Source organism: Streptococcus orisratti DSM 15617 (assembly GCF_000380105.1).
Taxonomy (GTDB): Bacteria; Bacillota; Bacilli; order Lactobacillales; family Streptococcaceae; genus Streptococcus; species Streptococcus orisratti.
This window is the reverse complement of the sequence record NZ_KB904448.1, coordinates 91533-114852: the sequence shown is the minus strand read 5'-3', so window position 1 is coordinate 114852 and position 23320 is coordinate 91533. Positions and strand designations below refer to the sequence as shown.

Here is a 23320-nt window from a genome sequence, read left to right as displayed (position 1 = left end):
GTTTTATGGAAAATTGGAAATTCGCCCTTAGTTCAATTTGGGCTCATAAGATGCGGTCTATCCTGACTATGCTAGGAATTATCATTGGAGTATCCGCAGTCGTCATTATTATGGGACTTGGGAATTCCATGAAAAAAAGCGTTGCAGACAGTTATACAGGTGATAAAAAAGAAATTCAACTTTATTATCAAGCAAATGATGCTGAAGATGACCCCTATGCAGCATTTTATGGTTTTGCACAGTCTAGTTCGACCAAGATTAAGATGGAGTGGCTAGATCAGATTGCAAATACAGTTGATGGCATTGATTCTTATTATGTAACAAATAGTGCTTCATCTACCATATCTTATCAAAAGAAACAGGTGAAGGACTCGATGATTACAGGGGTTAGCAAAGATTACTTTAAAGTCAAAGACTATGACATTGTTGCAGGGCGTCAATTTCAAACCAATGACTATAATAAGTTTTCACGTGTTATTATGCTTGATACGGTGAGCGCAGATAGTCTTTTTGGTAAAGGTCAATATAAGGCTGCCCTTAACCAAGTTGTTAATTTGGGAGATAAGGATTATTTGGTTGTTGGCATTTTCAAAACTAAAACCAGTGCCATTTCTATTGGTGGTTTGAGTGGAAGTGCAGTCATGACCAACACACAAGTTGCCTCTGAATTTGGAACGGATGAGGTAGGGCAGATGTTCTTCCATATTACTGATGCCACTCAAAGCGCTACGATTGGTGAAAATGCAGCAAAATTACTGACTACTTTGGCACATGACAAAGACGGTGTTTATAAAGTTCCAGATAACAGTTCAATCTTAAATGAGATTAACACACAGTTTGGTATTATGACAACAGTTATTGGGGCAATTGCAGGTATTTCCCTCTTAGTTGGTGGTATTGGTGTTATGAATATTATGCTAGTATCTGTTACGGAACGCACGCGTGAAATTGGTTTGCGTAAGGCACTTGGTGCCACACGTGGTAAAATTTTGACACAATTTTTGATTGAATCCATTGTGTTGACTATCCTTGGTGGTTTAGTTGGTCTTGGTCTGGCTTACTGTTTGGTTGGCACTCTTGGACAGGCGCTTAGACTTCCAGGCGCAACAGTATCATTGAATGTCGCTGTTGTTGCTATTGCTTTCTCAGCAGGTATCGGTATTATCTTTGGTATTCTACCCGCAAATAAGGCAAGTAAACTTGATCCGATTGAAGCCCTTCGTTATGAGTAATTTTTAGAACCTGTATTCACAAGTGAAGTGCTTATAGATAAGAGATAGTTTTTTGCTAATCAAGGCAATTTTTTGAGGAATACTGGCTGTATTTTGAAAAAAACTAATGATGAGTAGCTGAAAAACTAACCTTAAATGAAAGTGCTGAACTGTGAATACAGGTTTTTAACTTTAAATAGCTTGAAAATCCCAGAATGGAGGTGAGTGTGTGTACGAATTAGGGAGAAAGGTCGTTAAATTTTTCAGCATTTTTTCAATTTTGCTGACAATCGCCTTTTTAGTTTATTTGGTGAGAGGCCTTGATATTCTTCATAATCCAAATGCTTTCGCACATTCATTAAGGAACCATTTATTGGTGGGAACGCTGGTATTTCTGCTTTTACAGATTATTCAAGTTGTTATTCCTATCATCCCAGGAGGAGTGACGACAGTAGTTGGTTTTATGGCATTTGGTCCTTTCCTTGGTTTTATCTTAAATTATGTTGGTATTATTATCGGAAGTATCATATTATTTGCCTTAACCAGACATTTCGGGAAAATGTTCATCTTATTGTTCATTGATGATAAAGCCTATAATCATTATGAGAGGAAATTATTTAGCCCGACTTATGAAAGATTTTTCATTCTAAATATGCTTTCGCCTATATCTCCAGCTGATATTTTGGTGATGATAACTGGACTAAGCAAAATGTCTTATCGAAAATTTATTCTTATCATTTTGCTAGCGAAGCCAATATCTATCTTAGCTTACAGCTATTTCTGGATATATGGTGGAAAATTATTTTTTAAATAATTTTTTAGAGAGTTGGGGAGAAGCTTTTGTAGCATTTTAAAAGTTTTACCTCACTCTCTTATTTGTTGTTGAAATTTGTTATAATAAAGCTATGACAATTGTGATAACAACGAGTTTGGGAGAAAATCTCAAACTACAAAAAGAAGCGCAGCTATTAGGTCAAAAATTGGGTTATTCCGTACTGAACCGTCGCAAGCAATCGGTGAAAAGTTTTTTGAAAGTTTATGATCATGTGCTTTTGGTTTACGAGAATAAGTTGGTATTGGTTAACCAAGATGGAAGTCAACTGGCTTTTCATCCAGATACAGCCATGCTTCGGATTAAGAGTGCTCACGACCCACTTTTGGAATTGCTTGGGCAGGAGAAACTATCAATCCTTGACACAACAATGGGATTGGCTAGTGACGCTCTAGTCATGGCTTACGCAGGGTATGAGGTAACAGCGCTGGAAAGTCAACCTCTCATTCACTTGATTGTTTCTAAGGGCTTGCAAACCTTTGAAACAGGAAATACATTACTGGATGAGGCTATGCGAACAATCAAGACAGAATGTATTGACAATATGTTTTATTTGCGAAGACAACCCAGCAAATCAGTTGATATCATTTATTGTGACCCGATGTTTTCAGAAACTATTACTGAATCAACTAACCTTTCTGGACTAAAACCCCTGGCTAATAAGAGTACGATTACTGACGAATGGTTAGTGGAGGCCGTGCGTGTGGCTAGAAAGAAAATCATTGTTAAGGCGCATTTTCGAGATAGTGTTTTTGAAGATTTTGGTTTTGATAGACAGAGCCGTCCTAATCAGAAATTTCATTATGGTGTGATAAAATTGTGAAGGATTGTAAAAACTGGTAAAAACTGGTAAAAACTTTTTATCTGTCAAGATTTTTTCTTGACACCTAGGATTCTTATGTTATAATAAATAAAGTAGTTTGATAGCTTTGCTATTGGACGCAAAGAAATAATAAAAAGAAATGAGATATTTTAAAAAATGGCAGTAAAAATCCGTTTGACTCGTATGGGTTCTAAGAAAAAACCTTTTTATCGTATCAATGTAGCAGATTCGCGTGCACCACGTGATGGACGTTTTATCGAAACTGTTGGAACATACAACCCGCTTGTTGCTGAAAACCAAGTGACACTTAAAGAAGATCGTGTTCTTGAGTGGTTGGCTAAAGGTGCGCAACCTTCAGATACAGTACGTAACATCCTTTCAAAAGAAGGAGTTATGAAGAAATTCCACGAACAAAAATTCTCAAAATAAGAAACTGAAAGCCTATGGATACCATTGAAAATCTTATTATCGCTATTGTGAAACCTTTGATTTCACAACCAGATAATCTTACTATAAAAATTGAAGATACACCTGAGTTTTTAGAGTACCATCTTGACTTAGATGCGCAAGACATCGGTCGTGTTATCGGGAAGAAAGGTCGCACGATTACTGCGATAAGATCGATTGTCTATTCGGTACCTACCCAAGGTAAAAAAGTACGTCTTGTTATTGACGAGAAATAAAAAGTTTGGAGCAGATCTTATGCGATTACTTTGTAATTGTATAAGACCTGTTTCTCTTTTTTATATTTGTAGTTTTTTGAAAACATTATCCCATATTGTTTTAAGTAAGGGAAATTGATAAAAGACAGATCGAAAGAGGACAACAATTTATTTTATGATTGATTCGCAGGGATTATTTTTATGTTCGTCATAATCGCATTCAAGCCTTTATGCATTTATGGAACTAGTCTGAATTTCATTGATATTTTAACATCACTAGGAGATAATTTCCATAGTAAGATAAAAAAGTAAAAAAAGGTATTGACAAGTGTTTTATTTTAGAGTAAAATAGTTTTTGTTCTGTTAATGAATATGGTCCGTTGGTCAAGGGGTTAAGACACCGCCTTTTCACGGCGGTAACACGGGTTCGAATCCCGTACGGACTATCTTAGCCAGTTGCTGAAAGTGACTGGTTTTTTCTTTCTTATCGTGGTAAAATATTTAAGATTAAATGTAGGTGGACATAATATGAAGTATTTTAATGTTGGAAAAATTGTCAATACACAAGGTCTTCAGGGTGAAATGCGAGTATTGTCAGTGACTGACTTTGCAAACGAGCGTTTTAAAAAAGGTGCTAAATTGGCACTTTTTGATGATAAAGATAACTTTGTCATGGAAGTTGAAATTGCTAGTCATCGTAAGCAAAAAAACTTTGATATTGTTAAATTTAAGGGTATGTATCATATCAATGCTATTGAAAAATTCAAGGGTTTTACTCTTAAAGTTGCAGAAGATGATTTATCTGAACTTGATGAGGGTGAATTCTACTATCATGAGATTATTGGACTTGAGGTTTATGAAGGAGATGTTCTAATTGGACAGGTTAAGGAAATCTTGCAACCTGGTGCTAATGATGTCTGGGTGGTCAAACGTAAGGGTAAGCGTGACTTGCTTCTACCTTATATTCCCCCAGTTATTTTAAATGTAGATATTCCCAACAATCGTGTGGATGTGGAAATAATGGAAGGACTTGACGATGAGGATTGATATTCTAACTCTTTTTCCAGAAATGTTTGCTCCCCTTGAACATTCCATTGTTGGCAAAGCTCAGGAAAAAGGGTTACTAGAAATCAACTACCATAATTTTCGTGAAAATGCAGAAAAAGCTCGTCATGTTGATGATGAGCCATACGGTGGTGGGCAAGGGATGCTTTTGCGAGCGCAGCCTATTTTTGACACGATTGAGAAAATCAACGCTCAGAAGCCACGTGTTATTCTATTAGATCCTGCGGGGCGTAAATTTGATCAAACTTTCGCTGAAGAACTGTCTCAAGAAAATGAATTGATTTTCATTTGTGGACACTATGAAGGTTATGACGAGCGGATTAAAACCCTAGTGACGGACGAAGTTTCTTTGGGTGACTTCGTTTTAACGGGGGGAGAGCTGGCTGCAATGACTATAGTTGATGCGACAGTGCGACTTATTCCAGATGTTATAGGAAAGAAAGCCAGTCATCAGGATGATTCCTTTTCATCAGGTTTGCTTGAATATCCTCAGTATACCCGTCCTTACGATTTTCGCGGTATGAAAGTACCTGATGTTCTTATGTCAGGGCATCATGAGAACATTCGTCTTTGGCGTTTGGAGCAAAGTTTGCGTAAGACTTTGGAGCGTCGTCCAGATTTATTAGAAAATTATGTTTTTAGTGAGGAAGAAGAGGTTATTTTTCGAAAGATTCTTGCAGAGAAAGGCATGAAAGCTAAAAATATGTGATATAATAGAAGGCATGCGGATTGTATGTCTCTTTATTTTTGTGGAGGTTTTATGCGGACAAAAGAGGTGATTGTTCTTCCCTACCAAGAGAGTTGGAAAGATGATTTTGAAAAAATTGCGCAAGAATTACGAACTGTTCTTAGTGAGTTAACTATCAGAATTGAGCATGTTGGAAGTACAGCTGTTGAAGGATTAGCAGCAAAGCCTATAATTGATATTGACCTTGTCATCTTATCAAAGGATTTTCCAAGTGTTGTTAAAAACTTGGCTACCATTGGTTATCAGCATGAAGGTAATCTAGGGATTGAAGGCAGGGAAGCTTTTACGTATTCTGGTAAAGAGCATTTGCAAAGCCATCATCTTTATGTTTGTCCTGAAAATTCACCCGAGTTGAAATGTCATCTTGCTTTTCGTGATTATATGCGTAGTCACCCTGCTGCTGTTAAGACTTATGGAGCTATTAAACTGAAAGCAGCGCAGCTATTTCCCAAAGATATCGAGAGCTATATGGCTTATAAATCATCAGTCATTGAAGAAATTTATAAGGAGTTGGAAAAATAAATGTCAGAAAATCGTGAAATATATGATATTACAATTATTGGTGGTGGTCCTGTGGGACTCTTTGCAGCTTTTTATGCTGGCTTACGTGGAATGAAAGTAAAAATTATTGAGAGTTTATCAGAACTTGGTGGACAACCTGCCGTTTTATATCCAGAAAAAATAATTTATGATGTAGCTGGATTTCCCACTATACCAGCAGGTGAGTTAGTAGAACGACTCATTGAACAACTAAAACGCTTTGAAGACCGTACTACTATTTGTTTAAAGGAAGAAGTGCTAAGCTTTGAAAAGACAGATAATCTTTTCACTATTCAAACAAACAGAGCGCAACATTTGTCAAAATGTATCATTATTGCCTGTGGTAATGGTGCTTTTGCACCACGTCCTCTGGGGGTGGACGGTGAAGAAGACTATGCTGACAATAACCTTTTCTACAATGTCCACAAGTTAGATCAGTTTGCGGGGCAGCGAGTGGTTATCTGTGGTGGTGGTGATTCGGCAGTAGATTGGGCAAATGCCCTTGATAAGATTGCCGATAGTGTAACCCTTATCCACCGTCGTGATGCTTTTCGTGCACATGAGCATAGTGTTGAGTTACTCAAAGAATCAGGTGTTCAAATTCTGACACCTTATGTACCTTTATCATTGAGTGGTGAAAATGGTAAGGTGACTAGTTTGACCGTGCAGAAAGTTAAGTCTGACGAGACGGTTGAATTGCCATTGGATTCCCTCATTGTTAGTTTTGGCTTTTCGACATCAAATAAAAATCTTAAAAACTGGAATATTGACTACAAACGCTCAAGCATTAACGTGTCTCCGCTTTTTGAAACGAGCCAAGAAGGTGTTTATGCGATTGGTGATGCAGCCGAATACGAAGGTAAGGTTGATTTGATTGCGACTGGTTTTGGAGAAGCACCGACTGCAATCAACCAAGCTATCAAATATATATATCCAGACCGTGATAATCGTGCAGTTCACTCGACCTCATTGATTCAGGACGAAACAGTGAAGGACTGATTTCTTTTGGAAATCGGTTCTTTTTTTTTTAAAATGACAGAAAATGATAGAAAATAGAAAAATTGTGAGAGAATTTGATAGAAAACGCTTGACATTGTTAAAAAATATAATATAATATAGCTGTAAACGATTTCAGGAGGTGATATTATTCTTAAGTCAAAACGCAAACAACTGATTATGGAAAAGATTACTGAAGATAGTTTTGTGACTTTAGAAGGGTTAGTTGAACTCTTACAAACATCGGAGTCAACAGTTCGCCGAGATTTGGATGAGTTGGAGGGTGAGCGTAAGCTTCACCGCGTTCATGGGGGGGCTGAACTTCACCACTCTCTTCGTGAAGAACTGACCAACAAACAAAAGTCTATCAAGAACGTTCATCACAAATCTTTGGTGGCTAATAAAGCATCGACTTTAATAAATGATGGAGATGTGATTTTTATTGATGCGGGGACAACAACAGAATTGTTAGTTGATCTTTTATATCAAGAGAATCTTACAGTAGTGACAGATTCTATTCATCATGCCGCCAAATTAGTTGATAAAAATTTTAAAACAATTATTATTGGTGGTTTTGTTAAGAATTCTACAGATGCTAGTATTGGTAGAGTTGCAGTTGAACAAATTTCTCAACTTAATTTTGATAAAGCGTTCATTGGTATGAATGGTGTTGATGAGGAATTTCTAACAACCCCAGATATTGAAGAAGCAGCAATTAAGAGAACTATTATTGAAAATGCACAAAAGTCATATGTCCTCCTTGATGCCACTAAGCTGGGACAAGTTTCTTTTGTCAAGGTAGCCCGGATTGAAGATGTAAGTCTTATTACAACAAAATCTGAGGGAGCCCTTCTAGAAAAAATTAAGGAGAAAACGGAGGTTATTGAAGTATGATTTACACTGTTACTCTCAATCCATCCATTGATTTCATTGTTCGTCTAGATCAGCTTGAGATGGGCGCAGTGAATCGCATGGACAGCGATGATAAATTTGCGGGTGGAAAAGGGATTAACGTCAGCCGTATCTTAAAACGACTGAATGTTGACAACACTGCCACAGGGTTTATCGGTGGTTTTACAGGACGATTTGTCGAAGATGGTTTGGTTGCAGAGTCTATCTCAACTCAGTTTGTCCATGTTGAGGAAGACACTCGTATTAACGTTAAAATTAAGGCGGGACAAGAAACAGAAATCAATGGTGCTGGGCCAACGATTTCAGGTGAAAAATTAGCTGAATTGGAAGCTATCTTGGCTGGTCTCACTAGTCATGATACAGTAGTATTCGCAGGTTCAGCTCCTGCAAGTTTGGGGAACAAAGTTTATAACACCCTCATCCCAATTGCTAAAAAAGCGGGTGCAGAAGTTGTTTGTGATTTTGAAGGACAAACTTTGTTGGATTCTCTTGCTTATAACCCACTCTTGGTGAAACCAAATAATCATGAGCTTGCAGACATCTTTGGAGTTGAATTAAATGGACTAGCTGATATTGAAAAATATGCCCGAGAAATTCTCGCTAAAGGTGCTAAAAATGTCATTATTTCGATGGCTGGTGACGGAGCTCTCTTAGTTACTCCTGAAGCAGCATACTTTGCCAAACCGATCAAAGGAAAGGTGAAGAACTCTGTAGGTGCTGGTGATTCTATGGTTGCAGGTTTTACAGGTGAATTTGTCAAATCGGGTAATCCAGTTGAAGCCCTAAAATGGGGAGTTGCCTGTGGGACAGCTACAACCTTCTCAGATGACTTGGCAACTGCTGAACATATCAAAGAAACTTATGAAAAAGTAGAGGTAGAAAAACTATGAAAATTCAAGACCTTTTGAAAAAAGATGTCATGCTTTTGGATTTGAAAGCGACTTCTAAAGAGGCGGCTATTGATGAGATGATTACTAATCTTGTCAATAAAGGAATTGTTAGTGATTTTGATACATTTAAGGCTGGTATCATGAATCGTGAAGCACAAATGACAACTGGTTTGGGAGAAGGTGTCGCAATGCCTCACAGCAAAAATGCTGCAGTTAAAGAAGCAACTGTCCTTTTTGCAAAATCAGCTAGTGGTGTTGATTATGAAGCGCTTGATGGTGCTCCAGTAGATTTGTTCTTTATGATTGCTGCACCAGATGGGGCTAATGATACTCACTTGGCAGCCTTGGCTGACTTGTCTAAATACTTGTTGAAGGATGGCTTTGCTGACAAATTACGTCAAGTAAAATCAGCTGATGAAGTGATTGCAACTTTTGATGCTGCTGAAGATGATAATAAAGCCACTGCAAACCAAACAACTACTCCAAAAGAAGGTCAAGATTTCATCGTTGCTGTTACGGCTTGTACAACTGGTATTGCACATACTTATATGGCAGAAGAATCCTTGAAAAAAGTAGCTGCTGAAATGGGTGTTGGCATCAAAGTTGAAACAAATGGTGCTTCGGGAGTCGGTAACAAATTGACTGCTGAGGATATCAAGCGAGCCAAAGGTGTTATCATCGCCGCTGATAAGGCTGTTGATATGCCACGTTTCAATGGCAAACCGTTGGTATCGCGTCCAGTAGCAGATGGTATTAAGAAAACTGAAGAATTGATCACTATTATCTTAAACGATCAAGCGGATGTTTACGTTGCTAAGGATGGTGCACAAGGTGAGGCTGCCTCGGAAGAAAAGTTAACTCTTGGTGGAGCTTTCTACAAGCACTTGATGAGTGGTGTGTCTCAGATGCTTCCATTTGTTATTGGTGGCGGTATTATGATTGCTTTGGCCTTTCTCTTTGATAATATCATGGGTGTTCCAAAAGATCAGCTATCCAATCTTGGATCATATCATGAACTTGCAGCAATCTTTAAAGGAATCGGTAGTGCAGCATTTGGTTTCATGCTTCCAGTATTTGCTGGTTATGTAGCTTATTCTATCGCCGAAAAACCTGGTTTGGTTTCAGGTTTTGTGGCTGGAGCTATTGCTTCAAGTGGTTTGGCTTATGGAAAAGTTGCTTTCGCTGCTGGTGGAGAAGCAACTGCTAGTCTTGCTGGTGTTCCTTCAGGTTTCTTAGGTGCACTTGTAGGTGGTTTCTTGGCTGGTTGGGTTGTTAACTGCTTGAAAAAATATGTCAAAGTTCCTCGTTCACTGGAAGGGGCAAAATCAATCCTTATCTTGCCGCTTCTTGGTGTTATGATCACAGGACTCTTGATGTTGGCTGTCAATATTCCAATGTCTGCTATCAACACCGCCCTTAATGATTTCTTGACGGGATTGTCAGGAAGTTCCGCTGTCCTTTTAGGCTTGCTAGTCGGTGGTATGATGGCTGTTGATATGGGTGGTCCAGTCAATAAAGCGGCCTATGTTTTTGGGACAGGAACTTTGGCAGCAAGTATTGCTGACGGTGGATCGGTAGTCATGGCAGCGGTTATGGCTGGAGGTATGGTTCCACCATTGGCTGTATTTGTCGCAACTCTTCTTTTCAAAGATAAATTTACTCAAGAAGAACGTGATTCAGGTTTGACCAATATCGTTATGGGGCTTTCATTTATTACTGAAGGTGCAATTCCATTTGGTGCTGCTGACCCAGCGCGTGCTATTCCTAGCTTTATGGTTGGTTCAGCTCTTGCAGGTGCACTTGTTGGCTTGGCAGGGATTAAACTGATGGCGCCACACGGAGGAATTTTCGTTATTGCACTTACTTCAAATCCGTTGCTCTATATTCTGTTTGTTCTAATTGGAGCTATCGTATCTGGTATTCTTTTCGGAGCTCTACGTAAAGCAAAATAAACTTAGTTTGGGTATAATCGGTTGGTTATCCTATCCAAAATCAGAGGCTGGACTTAAGTCCAGCCTCTTTTCTCATAGTCGGTATTTCTATTTTGTCTAGGATAGAACTGAAGTTCATCAAATCAGGACAACAATATCTGAATTTGATTTTCAAAGAGTATAAGCATGATCTCATCAACTATGTAGAAGATGGAAAACCTCTTTTTTATCGTATCGTTATAGGATACAAGCATTATGGTTACTTTGAGTTTTTTCCTAAATGTGCTATAATGAGGGAGTTATGGAAAATTCAAATATTAAAGAAATTGCCCAAAAATTGGGCATCAATGAACATCAAATTGAAAAGGTTTTAGAATTGACGAATGAGGGAAATACCATTCCTTTCATCGCACGTTACCGTAAAGAAATGACGGGAAATCTGGATGAGGTACAGATTAAGACAATTATTGACTTGGATAAGAGTATGACAACTTTGGCGGAGCGTAAAGTAGCAGTCCTCGCCAAAATCGAAGAGCAAGGTAAAATGACTCCAGAACTTCAACGGGCGATTGCCGAAGCTGATAAGTTGGCTGATGTTGAAGAACTCTATTTACCTTACAAGGAGAAGCGTCGTACGAAAGCAACCATTGCACGTGAGGCAGGTCTTTTTCCTCTGGCTCGCCTCATTTTACAAAATAAGCCATCCCTTGAAGCCGAAGCAGCGAGTTATACTAATGAAGCTTTCCCATCAACAGACAAGGCGCTCTCTGGTGCAGTTGATATTTTGGTTGAAGCATTTTCAGAGGATAATAAACTCCGTTCTTGGGTCTATAACGATATCTGGTCGTACAGTTTTATAGTTTCAAAACTTAAAGATGAATCTGCTGATGAGAATAAAACTTTTCAAATCTACTATGATTTCAGTGAAAAAGTTAACGAAATTCAAGGATACCGCATACTTGCTCTCAATCGTGGGGAAAAACTGGATATTCTAAAGGTTGGATTTGAGCATAATGTTGAGAAAATGTTACGCTTCATGGGAGCACGTTTTAAAGATAAAAACGTCTATATTGATGAGGTAATTAATCAAACGATTAAGAAAAAAATTGTACCAGCCATGGAGCGTCGTATTCGAACAGAATTGACAGAGAAAGCAGAAGATGGTGCTATCGGTCTCTTTTCTGAAAATTTGCGCAATCTACTCTTAGTTTCTCCTCTCAAAGGAAGGGTGGTACTAGGCTTTGACCCCGCTTTTCGTACAGGTGCAAAATTGGCTGTTGTTGACCAGACAGGTAAGCTTATGACGACCCAAGTCATCTATCCAGTACCGCCAGCTAGCAGAGTAAAAATTGAACAATCTAAAGTTGATTTAGCAGAACTAATCCGAACATTTGGTGTGGAAATTATTGCTATTGGAAATGGTACTGCTAGCCGGGAAAGTGAGGCCTTTGTGGCAGAGGTGCTCAAAGATTTTCCTCAAGTTAGCTATGTCATCGTTAATGAAAGCGGAGCTTCTGTTTACTCAGCTTCAGAGTTGGCTCGTCACGAATTTCTAGATTTGACCGTTGAAAAACGCTCTGCTATTTCCATTGCTCGGCGATTGCAAGATCCTTTGGCAGAACTAGTTAAGATTGATCCAAAGTCTATTGGTGTCGGTCAGTATCAGCATGATGTCAGCCAGAAAAAACTAGCGGACAACTTAGACTTTGTGGTTGATACGGTGGTAAACCAAGTCGGTGTTAATGTCAATACTGCCAGTCCTGCTCTCTTGTCTCATGTATCAGGATTGAATAAGACAATCTCAGAAAATATTGTTAAATATCGTGAAGAAAATGGCCGGATTCACTCCCGTGAAGAAATTAAAAAAGTTCCACGTCTGGGTGCCAAGGCATTTGAACAAGCAGCAGGTTTCTTGCGTATTCCCAATGCTGAAAATATTTTAGATAACACAGGGGTTCACCCAGAAAGTTATAAGGCTGTCGAAAAATTGCTGGGATTACTTGATATCGTTGAATTGGATGACTCAGCTAAGGCAAAACTGCTGGCAATCAATCTTGAGGAGATGGCGGAACAGTTGCAACTTGGTCAAGAGACACTTAAGGATATTATTGCTGACTTGCTGAAGCCAGGCCGAGATTTACGTGATGAATTTGAAGCACCAGTTCTCCGCCAAGACGTTCTTGATATTTCAGATCTTGAAATCGGTCAAAAATTGGAAGGAACGGTACGAAATGTTGTGGACTTCGGTGCTTTTGTGGACATTGGTCTTCATGACGATGGGCTCGTACACATTTCTCAGATGAGTAATTCCTTTGTCAAGCACCCAAGCCAAGTAGTGTCAGTTGGAGATGTTGTTACCGTTTGGGTGTCGAAAATTGATAAGGAGCGTGGCAAAATCAATTTGTCTTTGGTAGATTTGCGTGAACTTAACTGATTATGTGAAAAAGGTTTCAGAGGAAGATTTTGGTAAGCCGTTTAGGCATCAGGCAGTTTGGAATAGCCGATTACGTTCAACTGGAGGACGATTTTTTCCAAAAGATGGGCATCTGGACTTTAACATCAAACTGTATGAAGAATTTGGCCAAGAAATCTTCAGAAGGATTGTTCGGCATGAACTTTGCCATTACCATCTTTATTTTGAGAAAAAAGGCTACAGACATCAAGATACCGATTTTAAAACACTTTTACAAAAAGTCGATGGGCTTCGCTATGCGCCAAAATCTCAAAAAGAAGAGGCAAGTTACCATATCTACTGTTGTCAAAAATGCGGGCAACAGTATCCCCGAAAACGTCTAGTTGACACCAAAAAATTTCGTTGCGGAAGATGCCTAGGGAAGTTAAAATTGCAATAATGTTAAAATCAGTCGTAAGGCTGATTTTATTTTACCTGAAATGGGTTATACTAGTAACATAGAAATTGTTAGAGAGGATCAAAAGATGAAATCGACATTTTATAAAGTGCGAAAGGGAAAAGTCGTTGGTGGTGTTTGTGCAGGACTAGCGGATAAGTTTGGTTGGGATTTACCTTTGACACGTGTACTAACAGCCCTACTTATGTATTTTACAGGGTTTGGCATTGTTTTATATATCTTACTAGCAATTTTCTTGCCTTACAAGGAAGATATCATTCGAGAGGATTTTGGGACAGGACCACGTCGTCGAAAAGATGCAGATGTTGTTAATGATGACAATAATGACGGTTGGTTCTGGTAAATTTATCTTTACGTCTTAGACTGAGTCTAGCTGTTCTAGGTAATAACAGGAACCTAGTATTGCGTAGCTCTTACTTTTTAAGAATTCTACTCTTCGAAAATCGTCTTCAAACCCTGTTGACTTGGTTTGCTGATTGCAAATCTCCAGCGGAGTCTTGCGACAGTCTGCCCCCCGAAAACTAAAAAGTGGCAGCATTCTATTTTACACAGGGCTAATATAGATGATATTCGCTCTATTTCTAGACTTTGAAGGGCTGTCTAGTTTTCACAGAGTAATGACTATCCAGTGCCGATTAAACCGTTTATGATGATAGGACAGGGGCAGGCTCTCTGTCCTTTTTAGCAATATGCTTTTTGTTTTTTTATGTAACGAATTTTATTTTTCTGAAAATTGGTTAGCGCTTTCCTTTGAAGGTATTTATGGTATAATACTACCAAAGGAGAAATTATGGTAGTTACTGTAAAAATGCTAGTTGAAAAGGTCAAACTTTCTGTTATCTATGGTGATGAGGAACTTTTGGCTAAAGAAATTACAACAGCTGATATTTCGCGACCAGGTTTAGAGATGACTGGATATTTTGATTACTATTCCCCTGAGCGATTACAACTTTTGGGGATGAAAGAATGGTCCTATCTCATGAAGATGACGGAACATAACCGTTATCAAGTATTGATAGAAATGTTTAGACCTGAGACTCCTGCAGTTGTGGTTGCACGTAATTTGGATATTCCAGAGGAAATGCATCGTGCAGCGAAGGAAAGAGGATTAGCCATCTTGCAGAGTCATGTCTCTACTAGTCACTTATCCGGAGAGATGTCATGGTATTTGGATTCTTGTTTGGCTGAACGTACGAGTGTTCACGGAGTCCTCATGGATATTTATGGAATGGGAGTATTGATTCAGGGAGATTCAGGTATCGGTAAGAGTGAGACTGGACTTGAATTGGTTAAGCGTGGACATCGTTTGGTTGCAGATGATCGTGTAGATGTTTTTGCCAAAGATGAAGAAACGCTTTGGGGTGAGCCTGCTGAGGTTCTTAGGCATTTATTGGAAATTCGTGGTGTTGGTATTATTGATATTATGAGTCTTTACGGTGCCAGTGCTGTCAAAGATTCTTCACAAGTACAACTCGCTGTTTATTTGGAGAACTTTGAGTCAGATAAGGTCTTTGATCGTCTGGGTAATGGGAATGAGGAAATTGAATTATCGGGTGTTAAGATTCCTCGTATTCGTATTCCAGTTAAAACAGGTCGAAATGTCTCAGTTGTCATTGAGGCAGCAGCTATGAACCATCGTGCTAAACAAATGGGGTATGATGCGACTAAAACATTTGAAGAGCGCTTGACCCAACTAATTAGTCAGAATGAGGCCGCAGATGATTGATCCTATTGCAATTCAATTGGGGCCGTTAACGATTCGTTGGTATGCCCTTTGTATCATGTCAGGTGTAGTTTTGGCAGTTTATCTGGCTATGAGAGAAGCGTCTCGCAAAAAGATTAAGTCGGATGATATTTTAGACTTTATTTTAATAGCATTTCCTCTCTCAATTTTAGGTGCACGTCTTTACTACATTATCTTTGACTGGGATTATTACTCTACCCAACCTTTTATTGAAATGCTTGCTATTTGGCATGGTGGGATTGCCATTTATGGCGGTTTGATTACAGGAGCGATTGTTCTTTTTGCTTTTTCTTACTATCGTGTCATCAATCCAATTGATTTTTTGGATATTGCTGCACCAGGGGTGATGATTGCACAGGCAATCGGTCGCTGGGGTAATTTTATCAATCAAGAAGCCTATGGCAAAGCGGTTAAATCACTAGATTACCTTCCTGATTTTATTCGTAAGCAGATGTATATTGATGGTAGTTATCGAGTGCCAACTTTTTTATATGAGTCCTTGTGGAATATTTTAGGTTTTGTTATTATTCTCATTTTACGACGTAAGCCTCGGCTTCTCAAGCAAGGTGAAGTCGCTTGCTTCTACCTAATTTGGTATGGCTGTGGTCGCTTCGTGATTGAAGGAATGAGAACAGATAGTTTGATGCTTGGTGGTTTACGTGTGTCACAGTGGCTATCAGCAGTATTAGTTTTTACTGGATTTTTGCTAATGGTTTGGCGACGGTATAAAAAGTCTATTCCATATTATCAAAATTAGAAAAAGGAGAATTTATGGTTGGTATTGCTTTATTAATTATTGCGATTGCATTTGCTATTTTAATTGGTGTGTGCATTCCCGTTGTTATTAAATTTCACCGCACAGTAGAGGCTATAAATGAAACTATTGATGAAACAAAGCAAACCTTGAAGGTATTGTCAAGTGACATAAACATCACTCTTCATCAGACGAACGACATTTTAGCCAAGGCTAATGTTTTGGTGGAGGATGTTAATGGAAAGGTCGCAACAATCGATCCACTTTTTGTAGCAATTGCTGACTTATCTGAAAGTGTGTCTGATCTTAACACACAGGCACGCTATCTCAGTAAAAGAGCTACTTCAGCCACTTCGACTGCAGGAAAAGCTGGTGCAGCACTTGCTGTCGGTAGAGTTGCTTCAAAACTATTTTCTAAAAAAGGTAAATCATAGTTTACCAGTTTGAAAGATATTTTTTGTTTGGAGGAGAAAGATGAATAAATTTTTTAAAACAGTTATCGTAGGTGCCGTTTCAGGTTTTGCGGCAGCTTACTTCCTATCAACGGAAAAAGGTAAAGAAATCAAAGAACGAGCTACTAAAGCTTACGAAGCCTATAAAGAGAATCCTGACGAATACCATCAAAAGGCTAAAGAAAAAACCGCAGAATATACTAATTTGGCAACCGATACGTTTAATGACTACAAAGAAAGATTTGAATCTGGTGAGTTGACTGTTGATGACGTGCTTGCCACCGTTAAAACAAAAGGTGAAGATGCCTTGAACTTTATTGCTGAAAAGGTTTCTGAGATAACAGAAAATCAGAAACCAAATGATGATGTTACTGTTGATGCCGACTTTGATATTAAAGAAGACAACACTGAAGAAGATATCATTATTGATTACCCATCATCTGAAAGCAAAGACACTGAGAAAGATTCTAGTGATGAAGTTTAGTTAAAAAGAGTCAGGAACAAACTTATCCCCAACTAACGCAAAAGCAACGGTATAATACCGTTGCTTTTGCGTTATAGAGCCATGAATTATCTACGATAAAGTTTATCCTGTTCATAAACGGGGTCAAAGGTGACATTGATTCCGAGTTTTCGAAAGACATTTTTATCTTCTTCAGGTAGGGTAACTGTTGAGTGGGCTTCACTGCCTTTTAAGTTGGCTAATTGATTCATTGCGTGTCTTGCTTCAAGACTTACTTGTGCTGTAATGGCAAGGGCAATTAGGATTTCGTTAGAATGGAGTCTTGGATTTTTACTTCCTAGATAGTTGATTTTCAAATCTTGGATAGGAATGATGTATTCTGGTTCAATTAGCGGTGTTGTTTTATCAATCTGTGCTAAATTTTTAACGGCGTTAATAAGAACTGCAGCTGATGGTCCGAAAAATTCGGATGTTTTCCCCGTAACAATATCGCCATTTGGTAATTGCAGAGCTAGGGCAGCATTTCCAGTGGCTTCTTCCTTAGCACGAGCAGATAGGACTACCTGACGATCCTCAGGAGTGATGTTGATGTCATTCATCAAGAGCTCAATTTTTTTGATGGCTGTTTGAGTGACACGTTCTGCCTTGAAATCTACTAAGGTCTGATAGTAACGGCGAATGATTTCCTGCTTAGAGGCTTCAATAGCAGCTTTTTCATCAATGATGGAGAACCCAACCATGTTTACTCCCATATCGGTGGGAGAAGCATAAGGAGACTTACCTAAAATGCGTTCTAACATACGCTTGACAACGGGAAAAATTTCGATGTCACGGTTATAGTTTACGGTTGTTTTACCGTAAGTTTCTAAATGGAAAGGGTCTATCATATTGACATCATCAAGATCAGCAGTTGCGGCTTCATAAGCTAAATTGACAGGATGATGCAAAGGCAAATTCCAAACGGGGAAGGTTTCAAACTTGGCATAGCCAGAAGTCACGCCATTTATCTGGTCATGATAGAGATTGGACATGCAGGTGGCTAATTTTCCCGAACCAGGTCCAGGCGCTGTCACAACCACGAGATTTCGGCTAGTTGCGATGTAGTCATTTTTCCCCATGCCTTCTGAGGAAATGATATGATTAATATCTGTCGGATACCCTTTGATTGGGTAGTGGAGATAGGACGTGATGCCATTTTTTTCTAATTGTTTGCGGAAGTTATCGGCAGCGGGCTGTCCCGTGTATTGGGTGACAACAACTGAACCAACATAAATATCTAAATCTTTAAACTTATCAATAAGCCGAAAAACTTCCTGATCATAGGAAATGCCTAGGTCACCTCGTGTCTTTGAATGTTCAATGTTGTTAGCATTGATAGCAATGACAATCTCGACTTTTTCTTTTAGTTCTTGAAGGAGTTTTATTTTATTGTCAGGTTCATAGCCAGGAAGGACGCGGGAAGCATGAAAATCTTCCAGCATTTTACCACCAAATTCTAGGTAAAGTTTTCCGTCGAATTGATTGATGCGTTCCAGAATGTGATTGCGTTGCAAGTTTAGATATTTTTCAGAATCAAAGGCAATTGTTTTCATGTGATAGAGTGGGCGCGAACCCAAATCTTCCTTTCCAAAGTTAATACCTTATTATATCAAATTCTAAGTTTGATAGAAAATTTTTTAAGTAGCTAATTCAGTTACCCTCAATAAGTCAAAAAGAGTTCTCCTCACTTCCAAACATCTAGGTTCAGGCTAAAATAGTCCACTGGACTATTTTACTCCCACCCCCGCACATCTCAAAAGGTTCAGTGAACCTTTTGAGGTTGGAAATGAAGCGAACTCTGTTCGCATCAGTCGTAGAGGTCAGATTTGGAGTGTGAAACACGAATTGCTGAGATTTGCTTCGCAAACCTTATCTCCAACCTTTAACAGTCCACTGGACTGTTAAACCCAATCAACCACTGCGATGAGATGTTGACAAGAACTCTGAGAAGCGGTGCTGGGCTTTTTGCTCAGCCTCAATTTGGCTTGAGGTTTCTTCGTGCTCCCTTTTTCTTTCTTCTTGTGATATAATAAAATAGTTAGAGATATCGAAAACAAAGGGAAGGAATAAGGATAATCAGTGTCTACAAATTTGTGTAGGCAGTTGATTGAACATGACCACATGCTTGATGATACACCTCAAGCCTAATGTCGTTTTGTGGTTTACGTCCTTATATATTAATTATGTACGTTGAGATGTTTGATGAAACTGGTCAAGTTTCTGAAGAGATTAAGCAGCAGACGTTGGACTTGCTGAATTTTGCTGCTGAAAAGTTAGGCAAACAAAACAAGGAGATGGCTGTGACTTTTGTGACCAATGAGCGTAGCCATGAATTAAATTTGGAATACCGTGATACGGATCGTCCGACAGATGTCATCAGCTTGGAATACAAACCTGAGGTACCATTTGCCTTTGATGAAGAAGAGTTGAAAGATAATCCTGAACTGGTAGAGATGCTTGCTGAATTTGACAGCTATATCGGTGAACTTTTTATTTCTATTGACAAAGCGCGCGAACAGGCCAATGAATACGGTCACTCTTTTGAACGTGAAATGGGCTTTCTAGCGGTGCACGGCTTTTTGCATATCAACGGTTATGACCATTATACTCCCGAAGAAGAAAAAGAAATGTTCACCTTACAGGAAGAGATATTGACTGCTTATGGACTTACGCGACAATAATCCACAAAAAAAGTGGAAGAATAGAGATCTAGTCGCCAGTATGGAATTTGCGATTACTGGTGTGATTACAGCCTTTAAGGAAGAAAGAAACATGCGTAAGCATGCTATTTCGGCGATTTTGGTTACAGTTGCTGGAGCGATTTTTCAGATTACAGCCATTGAATGGCTCTTTCTACTCTTAGCTATTTTTTTGGTTATCACCTTTGAAATCATCAACTCTGCCATTGAAAATGTGGTTGACTTAGCTAGTAACTATCATTTTTCGATGTTGGCTAAGAATGCTAAAGACATGGCTGCTGGTGCGGTTCTAGTCATTTCTGGCTATGCTGTGGTGACAGGCTTAATTATTTTTGTTCCGAAAATTATTGCCATGATTTTTGGACAATAGCAGAGCTGTTAAGAAAAAAGACTTACTATATACAGAAAAGAGATTATATGACATTTAAATCAGGATTTGTAGCGATACTTGGTCGTCCCAATGTTGGGAAATCGACTTTTTTAAATCACGTCATGGGACAAAAAATTGCTATCATGAGTGATAAATCACAAACGACTCGTAATAAGATTATGGGCATTTACACGACGGAGACCGAGCAAATCGTCTTTATTGACACCCCAGGCATCCACAAGCCTAAGACGGCTCTAGGTGATTTTATGGTAGAGTCTGCCTATTCAACTTTGCGTGAAGTTGAGACAGTGCTTTTTATGGTACCTGCCGATGAAAAACGCGGTAAAGGCGACGATATGATTATGGAACGCCTTAAGGCTGCCAAAATCCCTGTTATCCTTGTTATCAACAAGATTGATAAGATACATCCAGATCAGTTGTTGGAGCAGATTGATGACTTCCGTAGTCAGATGGATTTCAAGGAAGTTGTTCCAATCTCGGCACTGCAAGGTAACAATGTTGAAACTCTGATGACCATTCTCAAGGATAATCTGGAAGAAGGCTTCCAATATTTCCCAGAAGACCAAATTACTGATCATCCGGAACGTTTCTTGGTATCTGAAATGATTCGTGAGAAGATTTTGAAACTGACTGAACAAGAAGTGCCACACTCTGTTGCCGTTATCGTTGACTCTATGAAACGCGATGAAGAGACCGATAAGGTTCATATCCGAGCAACGATCATGGTTGAGCGTGACAGCCAAAAAGGCATCATCATTGGCAAGCAAGGAGTTATGCTCAAGAAAATCGGCAAGATGGCTCGCCGCGATATTGAACTCATGCTGGGTGACAAGGTCTACCTCGAAACTTGGGTTAAGGTCAAGAAGAACTGGCGTGATAAGAAACTGGACCTTGCTGACTTTGGATATAATGAGAAGGAGTATTGATGATTAAACAAGTTGATAGCTACTCTTTGTCTGACTGGTCGGCCCTAGCGTCAACCGTTTGGCAGGCAGAAAGAACGCAGTTGGAAAAAGACTTTCAAAATGGAGTCTTCCCTTATGAGTTTCTCTTTTGGCAAAATGGTAGAGCGATTGCTTTTATCAGTCTATCTATCCGAAAGGACTATGTTGAAGGGGCAAAAACCAGTCCAGTTGCGTATCTGGAAGGTATCAGCGTTCTATCAGAATACCAGAGAAGTGGTATAGCGAAAAAACTAATTGATTTTGCGCGCCGATGGGCTAAAAATCAGGGTATCAGGCAACTGGCATCAAATTGTGAACTAGATAATCTGACTAGCCAAGCTTTTCATAGTGCAATAGGTTTTAAAGAAGTTAATCGGACTGTTAATTATGTGATAGATTTTTAAGGAGAATCCATGAACCAAGACTACATTTCCTACATACGCTCTAAGGTGGGGCATGACAAGGTCTTGCTGACTTTTGCAGGTGGTATTTTGTCAGATGATGAGGGGCGTGTGCTCCTGCAGCTACGCGGTGATAAAAAGACGTGGGCCATTCCAGGCGGCTCCATGGAACTGGGTGAGTCAACTCTTGACACAGCCAAACGTGAATTTTTTGAGGAAACAGGTATTGAAGTCGAGCCTATTCGTTTTCTTAATGTTTACAGTAATTTTGAGGAAACCTATCCCAATGGCGACAAGGTGCAGACTATTGTCATGATATATGAGTTCAAGGCACTGGAGGACTTTGATATTTCTGATTTTCACAATGAGGAAACCCTTCGTCTGCGTTTTTTCTCTAAAGAAGAAATAGCAGAGCTGGAAAGTGTGTCAGATAAGCATCGTCTCATGTTAGAAGAGTATTTTACAAATAGCTTTGCCATGGGGCATTAAAGGCTGGGCTGTGGCTCAGCTTTCTTGATAAAAACGGGAAGGAGAAATTATGCCTGAATTACCAGAAGTTGAAACAGTCAGGCGAGGCCTAGAACGGCTAGTTGTCGGTAAAACGATTGTTGCTGTTGAGGTGCGTGTGCCCAAGATGGTCAAGACGGACTTAGAAATCTTCAAGCTTGATCTTTTAGGACAGAAAATTAAAGCCATGCGTCGTCGTGGGAAATATTTGATTTTTGATTTAGGCGCTCAAGTGCTGATTTCTCATTTGCGAATGGAAGGCAAGTATCTGCTCTTTCCTGAACAAGTGCCTGATAATAAGCACTTTCATGTCTTCTTTCACTTAGTTGATGGCTCAACCTTGGTTTATCAGGATGTCCGTAAGTTTGGAACCTTTGAACTGCTGGCAAAATCAGAAGAAGAGGCTTATTTTATCAAAAAGAAAATAGGACCTGAGCCAAGCAAAAAAGACTTTAAACTGGCGCCTTTTGAGCGGGCTGTTTTGTCTTCTCATAAGCCAATCAAACCGCTGCTCTTAGAGCAAAGGCTTGTTGCTGGTCTGGGTAATATCTATGTGGACGAGGTGCTTTGGGCTGCTAAGGTGCATCCTGAGCGCCCGTCGTCTAGTTTGAAAAAGGCGGAAATCAAGCGACTGCACGACGAGACCATTCGTATTTTGCAGATGGGAATTGACAAAGGGGGCTCGACTATCCGTACTTATAAAAATGCTCTGGGTGAAGATGGAACCATGCAGGAATATTTGCAGGTTTATGGTAGAACAGGTGAGCCTTGTCCGCGCTGTGGAGCAGAAATTCAGAAAATCAAAGTAGGAGGACGCGGGACGCATTTTTGCCCGTCCTGCCAAAAACGATGACAAAGATTATTGGAATTACAGGCGGCATTGCCTCCGGCAAATCCACTGTCGCTGAGCACATTCGCCGAGCTGGCTACAAGGTCATAGACGCTGATCAGGTCGTGCATGAGCTGCAAAAAAAGGGAGGCAGACTCTATCAGGCTCTCATTCTTGCCTTTGGGACAGAGATTTTAGCGGCTGATGGGGAGCTGGACAGACCTAAATTAGCTCAGCTGATTTTTTCTAGCAAGGAAAATCAGGAAAAATCTGCCAAGCTGCAAAATCGGATTATCCGTGAGGAATTGGCAGGCAGGCGTGATGCTTTGGCTGCTAAAGAGTCTATCTTTTTTATGGATATTCCGCTTTTGCTGGAGCTGGACTATCAGGACTGGTTTGATGAAATCTGGCTGGTCTATGTAGATGAGGACAAGCAGTTAGAGCGCTTGATGAAGCGCAATCACTACAGTCTTGATGAGGCTGCTAAACGGCTGGCTGCCCAGATGCCCTTACAAAATAAGAAGAAATTTGCTCAGGTTATTATTGACAATAATGGCAGTCCGAAAGAGACTCTGCAGCAGCTCCAGCTGCAGTTAAAACGTTTAGCAGATGGTTGA

The 23320-nt window shown here is 39.5% G+C and carries 27 protein-coding genes and 1 tRNA gene; 27 read left to right on the top strand and 1 reads right to left on the bottom strand.

What is annotated here, in order from left to right; all coding sequences use genetic code 11:
* Positions 1-5 precede the first annotated feature (5 nt).
* The 20 genes from A3I7_RS0100645 (at position 6) to A3I7_RS0100550 (ending at position 16914) form a co-directional block, all read left to right on the top strand.
* Entirely contained in the window at positions 6-1232 is a 1227-nt protein-coding gene (locus tag A3I7_RS0100645) for an ABC transporter permease (RefSeq protein WP_018374854.1), read from the top strand.
* Positions 1233-1440: 208 nt separating this feature from the next.
* Positions 1441-2025 carry a VTT domain-containing protein gene (locus A3I7_RS0100640; RefSeq protein WP_018374853.1) on the top strand — a complete coding sequence of 195 codons (585 nt, stop codon included), beginning with the start codon at positions 1441-1443 and terminating at the stop codon, positions 2023-2025.
* 91 nt (positions 2026-2116) lie between these two features.
* Positions 2117-2866 (top strand): class I SAM-dependent methyltransferase, encoded by a 750-nt coding sequence (locus A3I7_RS0100635; protein ID WP_018374852.1) that lies wholly within the window; start codon positions 2117-2119, stop codon positions 2864-2866.
* Positions 2867-3022: 156 nt separating this feature from the next.
* A complete protein-coding gene (gene rpsP, locus A3I7_RS0100630) occupies positions 3023-3295 on the top strand; it encodes a 30S ribosomal protein S16 (RefSeq protein ID WP_018374851.1) in 273 nt (90 codons plus the stop codon).
* A 14-nt stretch (positions 3296-3309) separates the two neighbouring features.
* Entirely contained in the window at positions 3310-3549 is a 240-nt protein-coding gene (locus A3I7_RS0100625) for a KH domain-containing protein (protein WP_012658259.1), read from the top strand.
* 353 nt (positions 3550-3902) lie between these two features.
* Positions 3903-3974, top strand: a tRNA-Glu gene (locus A3I7_RS0100620).
* Positions 3975-4056: 82 nt separating this feature from the next.
* A complete protein-coding gene (rimM, locus tag A3I7_RS0100615) occupies positions 4057-4575 on the top strand; it encodes a ribosome maturation factor RimM (RefSeq protein WP_018374850.1) in 519 nt (172 codons plus the stop codon).
* Positions 4565-5302, top strand: coding sequence for a tRNA (guanosine(37)-N1)-methyltransferase TrmD (gene trmD, locus A3I7_RS0100610; protein WP_018374849.1), 738 nt, complete (start codon positions 4565-4567; stop codon positions 5300-5302). Before rimM ends, trmD begins: the two co-directional genes overlap by 11 nt.
* Before the next feature lie 51 nt (positions 5303-5353).
* Positions 5354-5863, top strand: coding sequence for a GrpB family protein (locus A3I7_RS0100605; protein WP_018374848.1), 510 nt, complete (start codon positions 5354-5356; stop codon positions 5861-5863).
* Complete coding sequence (locus A3I7_RS0100600; protein ID WP_018374847.1) at positions 5864-6880, top strand: NAD(P)/FAD-dependent oxidoreductase; 1017 nt, start codon at positions 5864-5866, stop codon at positions 6878-6880.
* Positions 6881-7027: 147 nt separating this feature from the next.
* The gene (locus A3I7_RS0100595) at positions 7028-7771 is read left to right on the top strand and encodes a DeoR/GlpR family DNA-binding transcription regulator (protein WP_277290744.1); all 744 of its coding nucleotides are present in this window, start codon (positions 7028-7030) and stop codon (positions 7769-7771) included.
* Positions 7768-8679 carry a 1-phosphofructokinase gene (gene pfkB, locus A3I7_RS0100590; protein WP_018374845.1) on the top strand — a complete coding sequence of 304 codons (912 nt, stop codon included), beginning with the start codon at positions 7768-7770 and terminating at the stop codon, positions 8677-8679. The genes A3I7_RS0100595 and pfkB overlap by 4 nt, the downstream gene beginning before the upstream one ends.
* A complete protein-coding gene (locus A3I7_RS0100585) occupies positions 8676-10631 on the top strand; it encodes a PTS fructose transporter subunit IIABC (protein WP_018374844.1) in 1956 nt (651 codons plus the stop codon). Before pfkB ends, A3I7_RS0100585 begins: the two co-directional genes overlap by 4 nt.
* A gap of 280 nt (positions 10632-10911) precedes the next feature.
* Positions 10912-13044 carry a Tex family protein gene (locus A3I7_RS0100580; protein WP_018374843.1) on the top strand — a complete coding sequence of 711 codons (2133 nt, stop codon included), beginning with the start codon at positions 10912-10914 and terminating at the stop codon, positions 13042-13044.
* Complete coding sequence (locus A3I7_RS0100575; RefSeq protein ID WP_083907180.1) at positions 13031-13462, top strand: SprT family protein; 432 nt, start codon at positions 13031-13033, stop codon at positions 13460-13462. The genes A3I7_RS0100580 and A3I7_RS0100575 overlap by 14 nt, the downstream gene beginning before the upstream one ends.
* An 85-nt stretch (positions 13463-13547) precedes the next feature.
* On the top strand, positions 13548-13823 hold the full coding sequence (locus A3I7_RS0100570; protein ID WP_018374841.1) for a PspC domain-containing protein: 276 nt from the start codon (positions 13548-13550) through the stop codon (positions 13821-13823).
* 447 nt (positions 13824-14270) lie between these two features.
* Positions 14271-15206, top strand: coding sequence for an HPr(Ser) kinase/phosphatase (gene hprK / locus A3I7_RS0100565; protein ID WP_018374840.1), 936 nt, complete (start codon positions 14271-14273; stop codon positions 15204-15206).
* Positions 15199-15981: a prolipoprotein diacylglyceryl transferase gene (gene lgt, locus A3I7_RS0100560; protein ID WP_018374839.1), complete on the top strand. Its 783-nt coding sequence runs from the start codon at positions 15199-15201 to the stop codon at positions 15979-15981. Before hprK ends, lgt begins: the two co-directional genes overlap by 8 nt.
* A gap of 14 nt (positions 15982-15995) precedes the next feature.
* Entirely contained in the window at positions 15996-16412 is a 417-nt protein-coding gene (locus A3I7_RS0100555; RefSeq protein ID WP_018374838.1) for a DUF948 domain-containing protein, read from the top strand.
* A 40-nt stretch (positions 16413-16452) separates the two neighbouring features.
* A complete protein-coding gene (locus A3I7_RS0100550; protein WP_018374837.1) occupies positions 16453-16914 on the top strand; it encodes a YtxH domain-containing protein in 462 nt (153 codons plus the stop codon).
* 86 nt (positions 16915-17000) lie between these two features.
* Here the strand turns inward: A3I7_RS0100550 and A3I7_RS0100545 are convergent, their stop codons facing one another.
* A complete protein-coding gene (locus A3I7_RS0100545; protein WP_018374836.1) occupies positions 17001-18485 on the bottom strand; it encodes a DUF1846 domain-containing protein in 1485 nt (494 codons plus the stop codon).
* Positions 18486-19115: 630 nt separating this feature from the next.
* On the opposite strand from A3I7_RS0100545, the gene ybeY reads away from it, so the two are divergent.
* The 7 genes from ybeY to coaE are packed head-to-tail and all read left to right on the top strand — an operon-like array spanning position 19116 to position 23320.
* Positions 19116-19613, top strand: a complete 498-nt coding sequence (ybeY, locus tag A3I7_RS0100540) for an rRNA maturation RNase YbeY (RefSeq protein ID WP_018374835.1) — start codon at positions 19116-19118, stop codon at positions 19611-19613.
* Positions 19594-20001, top strand: coding sequence for a diacylglycerol kinase family protein (locus tag A3I7_RS0100535; RefSeq protein ID WP_018374834.1), 408 nt, complete (start codon positions 19594-19596; stop codon positions 19999-20001). The genes ybeY and A3I7_RS0100535 overlap by 20 nt, the downstream gene beginning before the upstream one ends.
* 47 nt (positions 20002-20048) lie before the next feature.
* Positions 20049-20948 (top strand): GTPase Era, encoded by a 900-nt coding sequence (gene era / locus A3I7_RS0100530; RefSeq protein ID WP_018374833.1) that lies wholly within the window; start codon positions 20049-20051, stop codon positions 20946-20948.
* Positions 20948-21370: a GNAT family N-acetyltransferase gene (locus tag A3I7_RS0100525; protein ID WP_018374832.1), complete on the top strand. Its 423-nt coding sequence runs from the start codon at positions 20948-20950 to the stop codon at positions 21368-21370. The genes era and A3I7_RS0100525 overlap by 1 nt, the downstream gene beginning before the upstream one ends.
* Positions 21371-21379: 9 nt before the next feature.
* Positions 21380-21856, top strand: coding sequence for an NUDIX hydrolase (locus A3I7_RS0100520; RefSeq protein WP_018374831.1), 477 nt, complete (start codon positions 21380-21382; stop codon positions 21854-21856).
* Positions 21857-21905: 49 nt separating this feature from the next.
* Positions 21906-22727, top strand: coding sequence for a DNA-formamidopyrimidine glycosylase (gene mutM / locus A3I7_RS0100515; RefSeq protein ID WP_018374830.1), 822 nt, complete (start codon positions 21906-21908; stop codon positions 22725-22727).
* Positions 22724-23320, top strand: a complete 597-nt coding sequence (gene coaE / locus A3I7_RS0100510) for a dephospho-CoA kinase (RefSeq protein ID WP_018374829.1) — start codon at positions 22724-22726, stop codon at positions 23318-23320. Before mutM ends, coaE begins: the two co-directional genes overlap by 4 nt.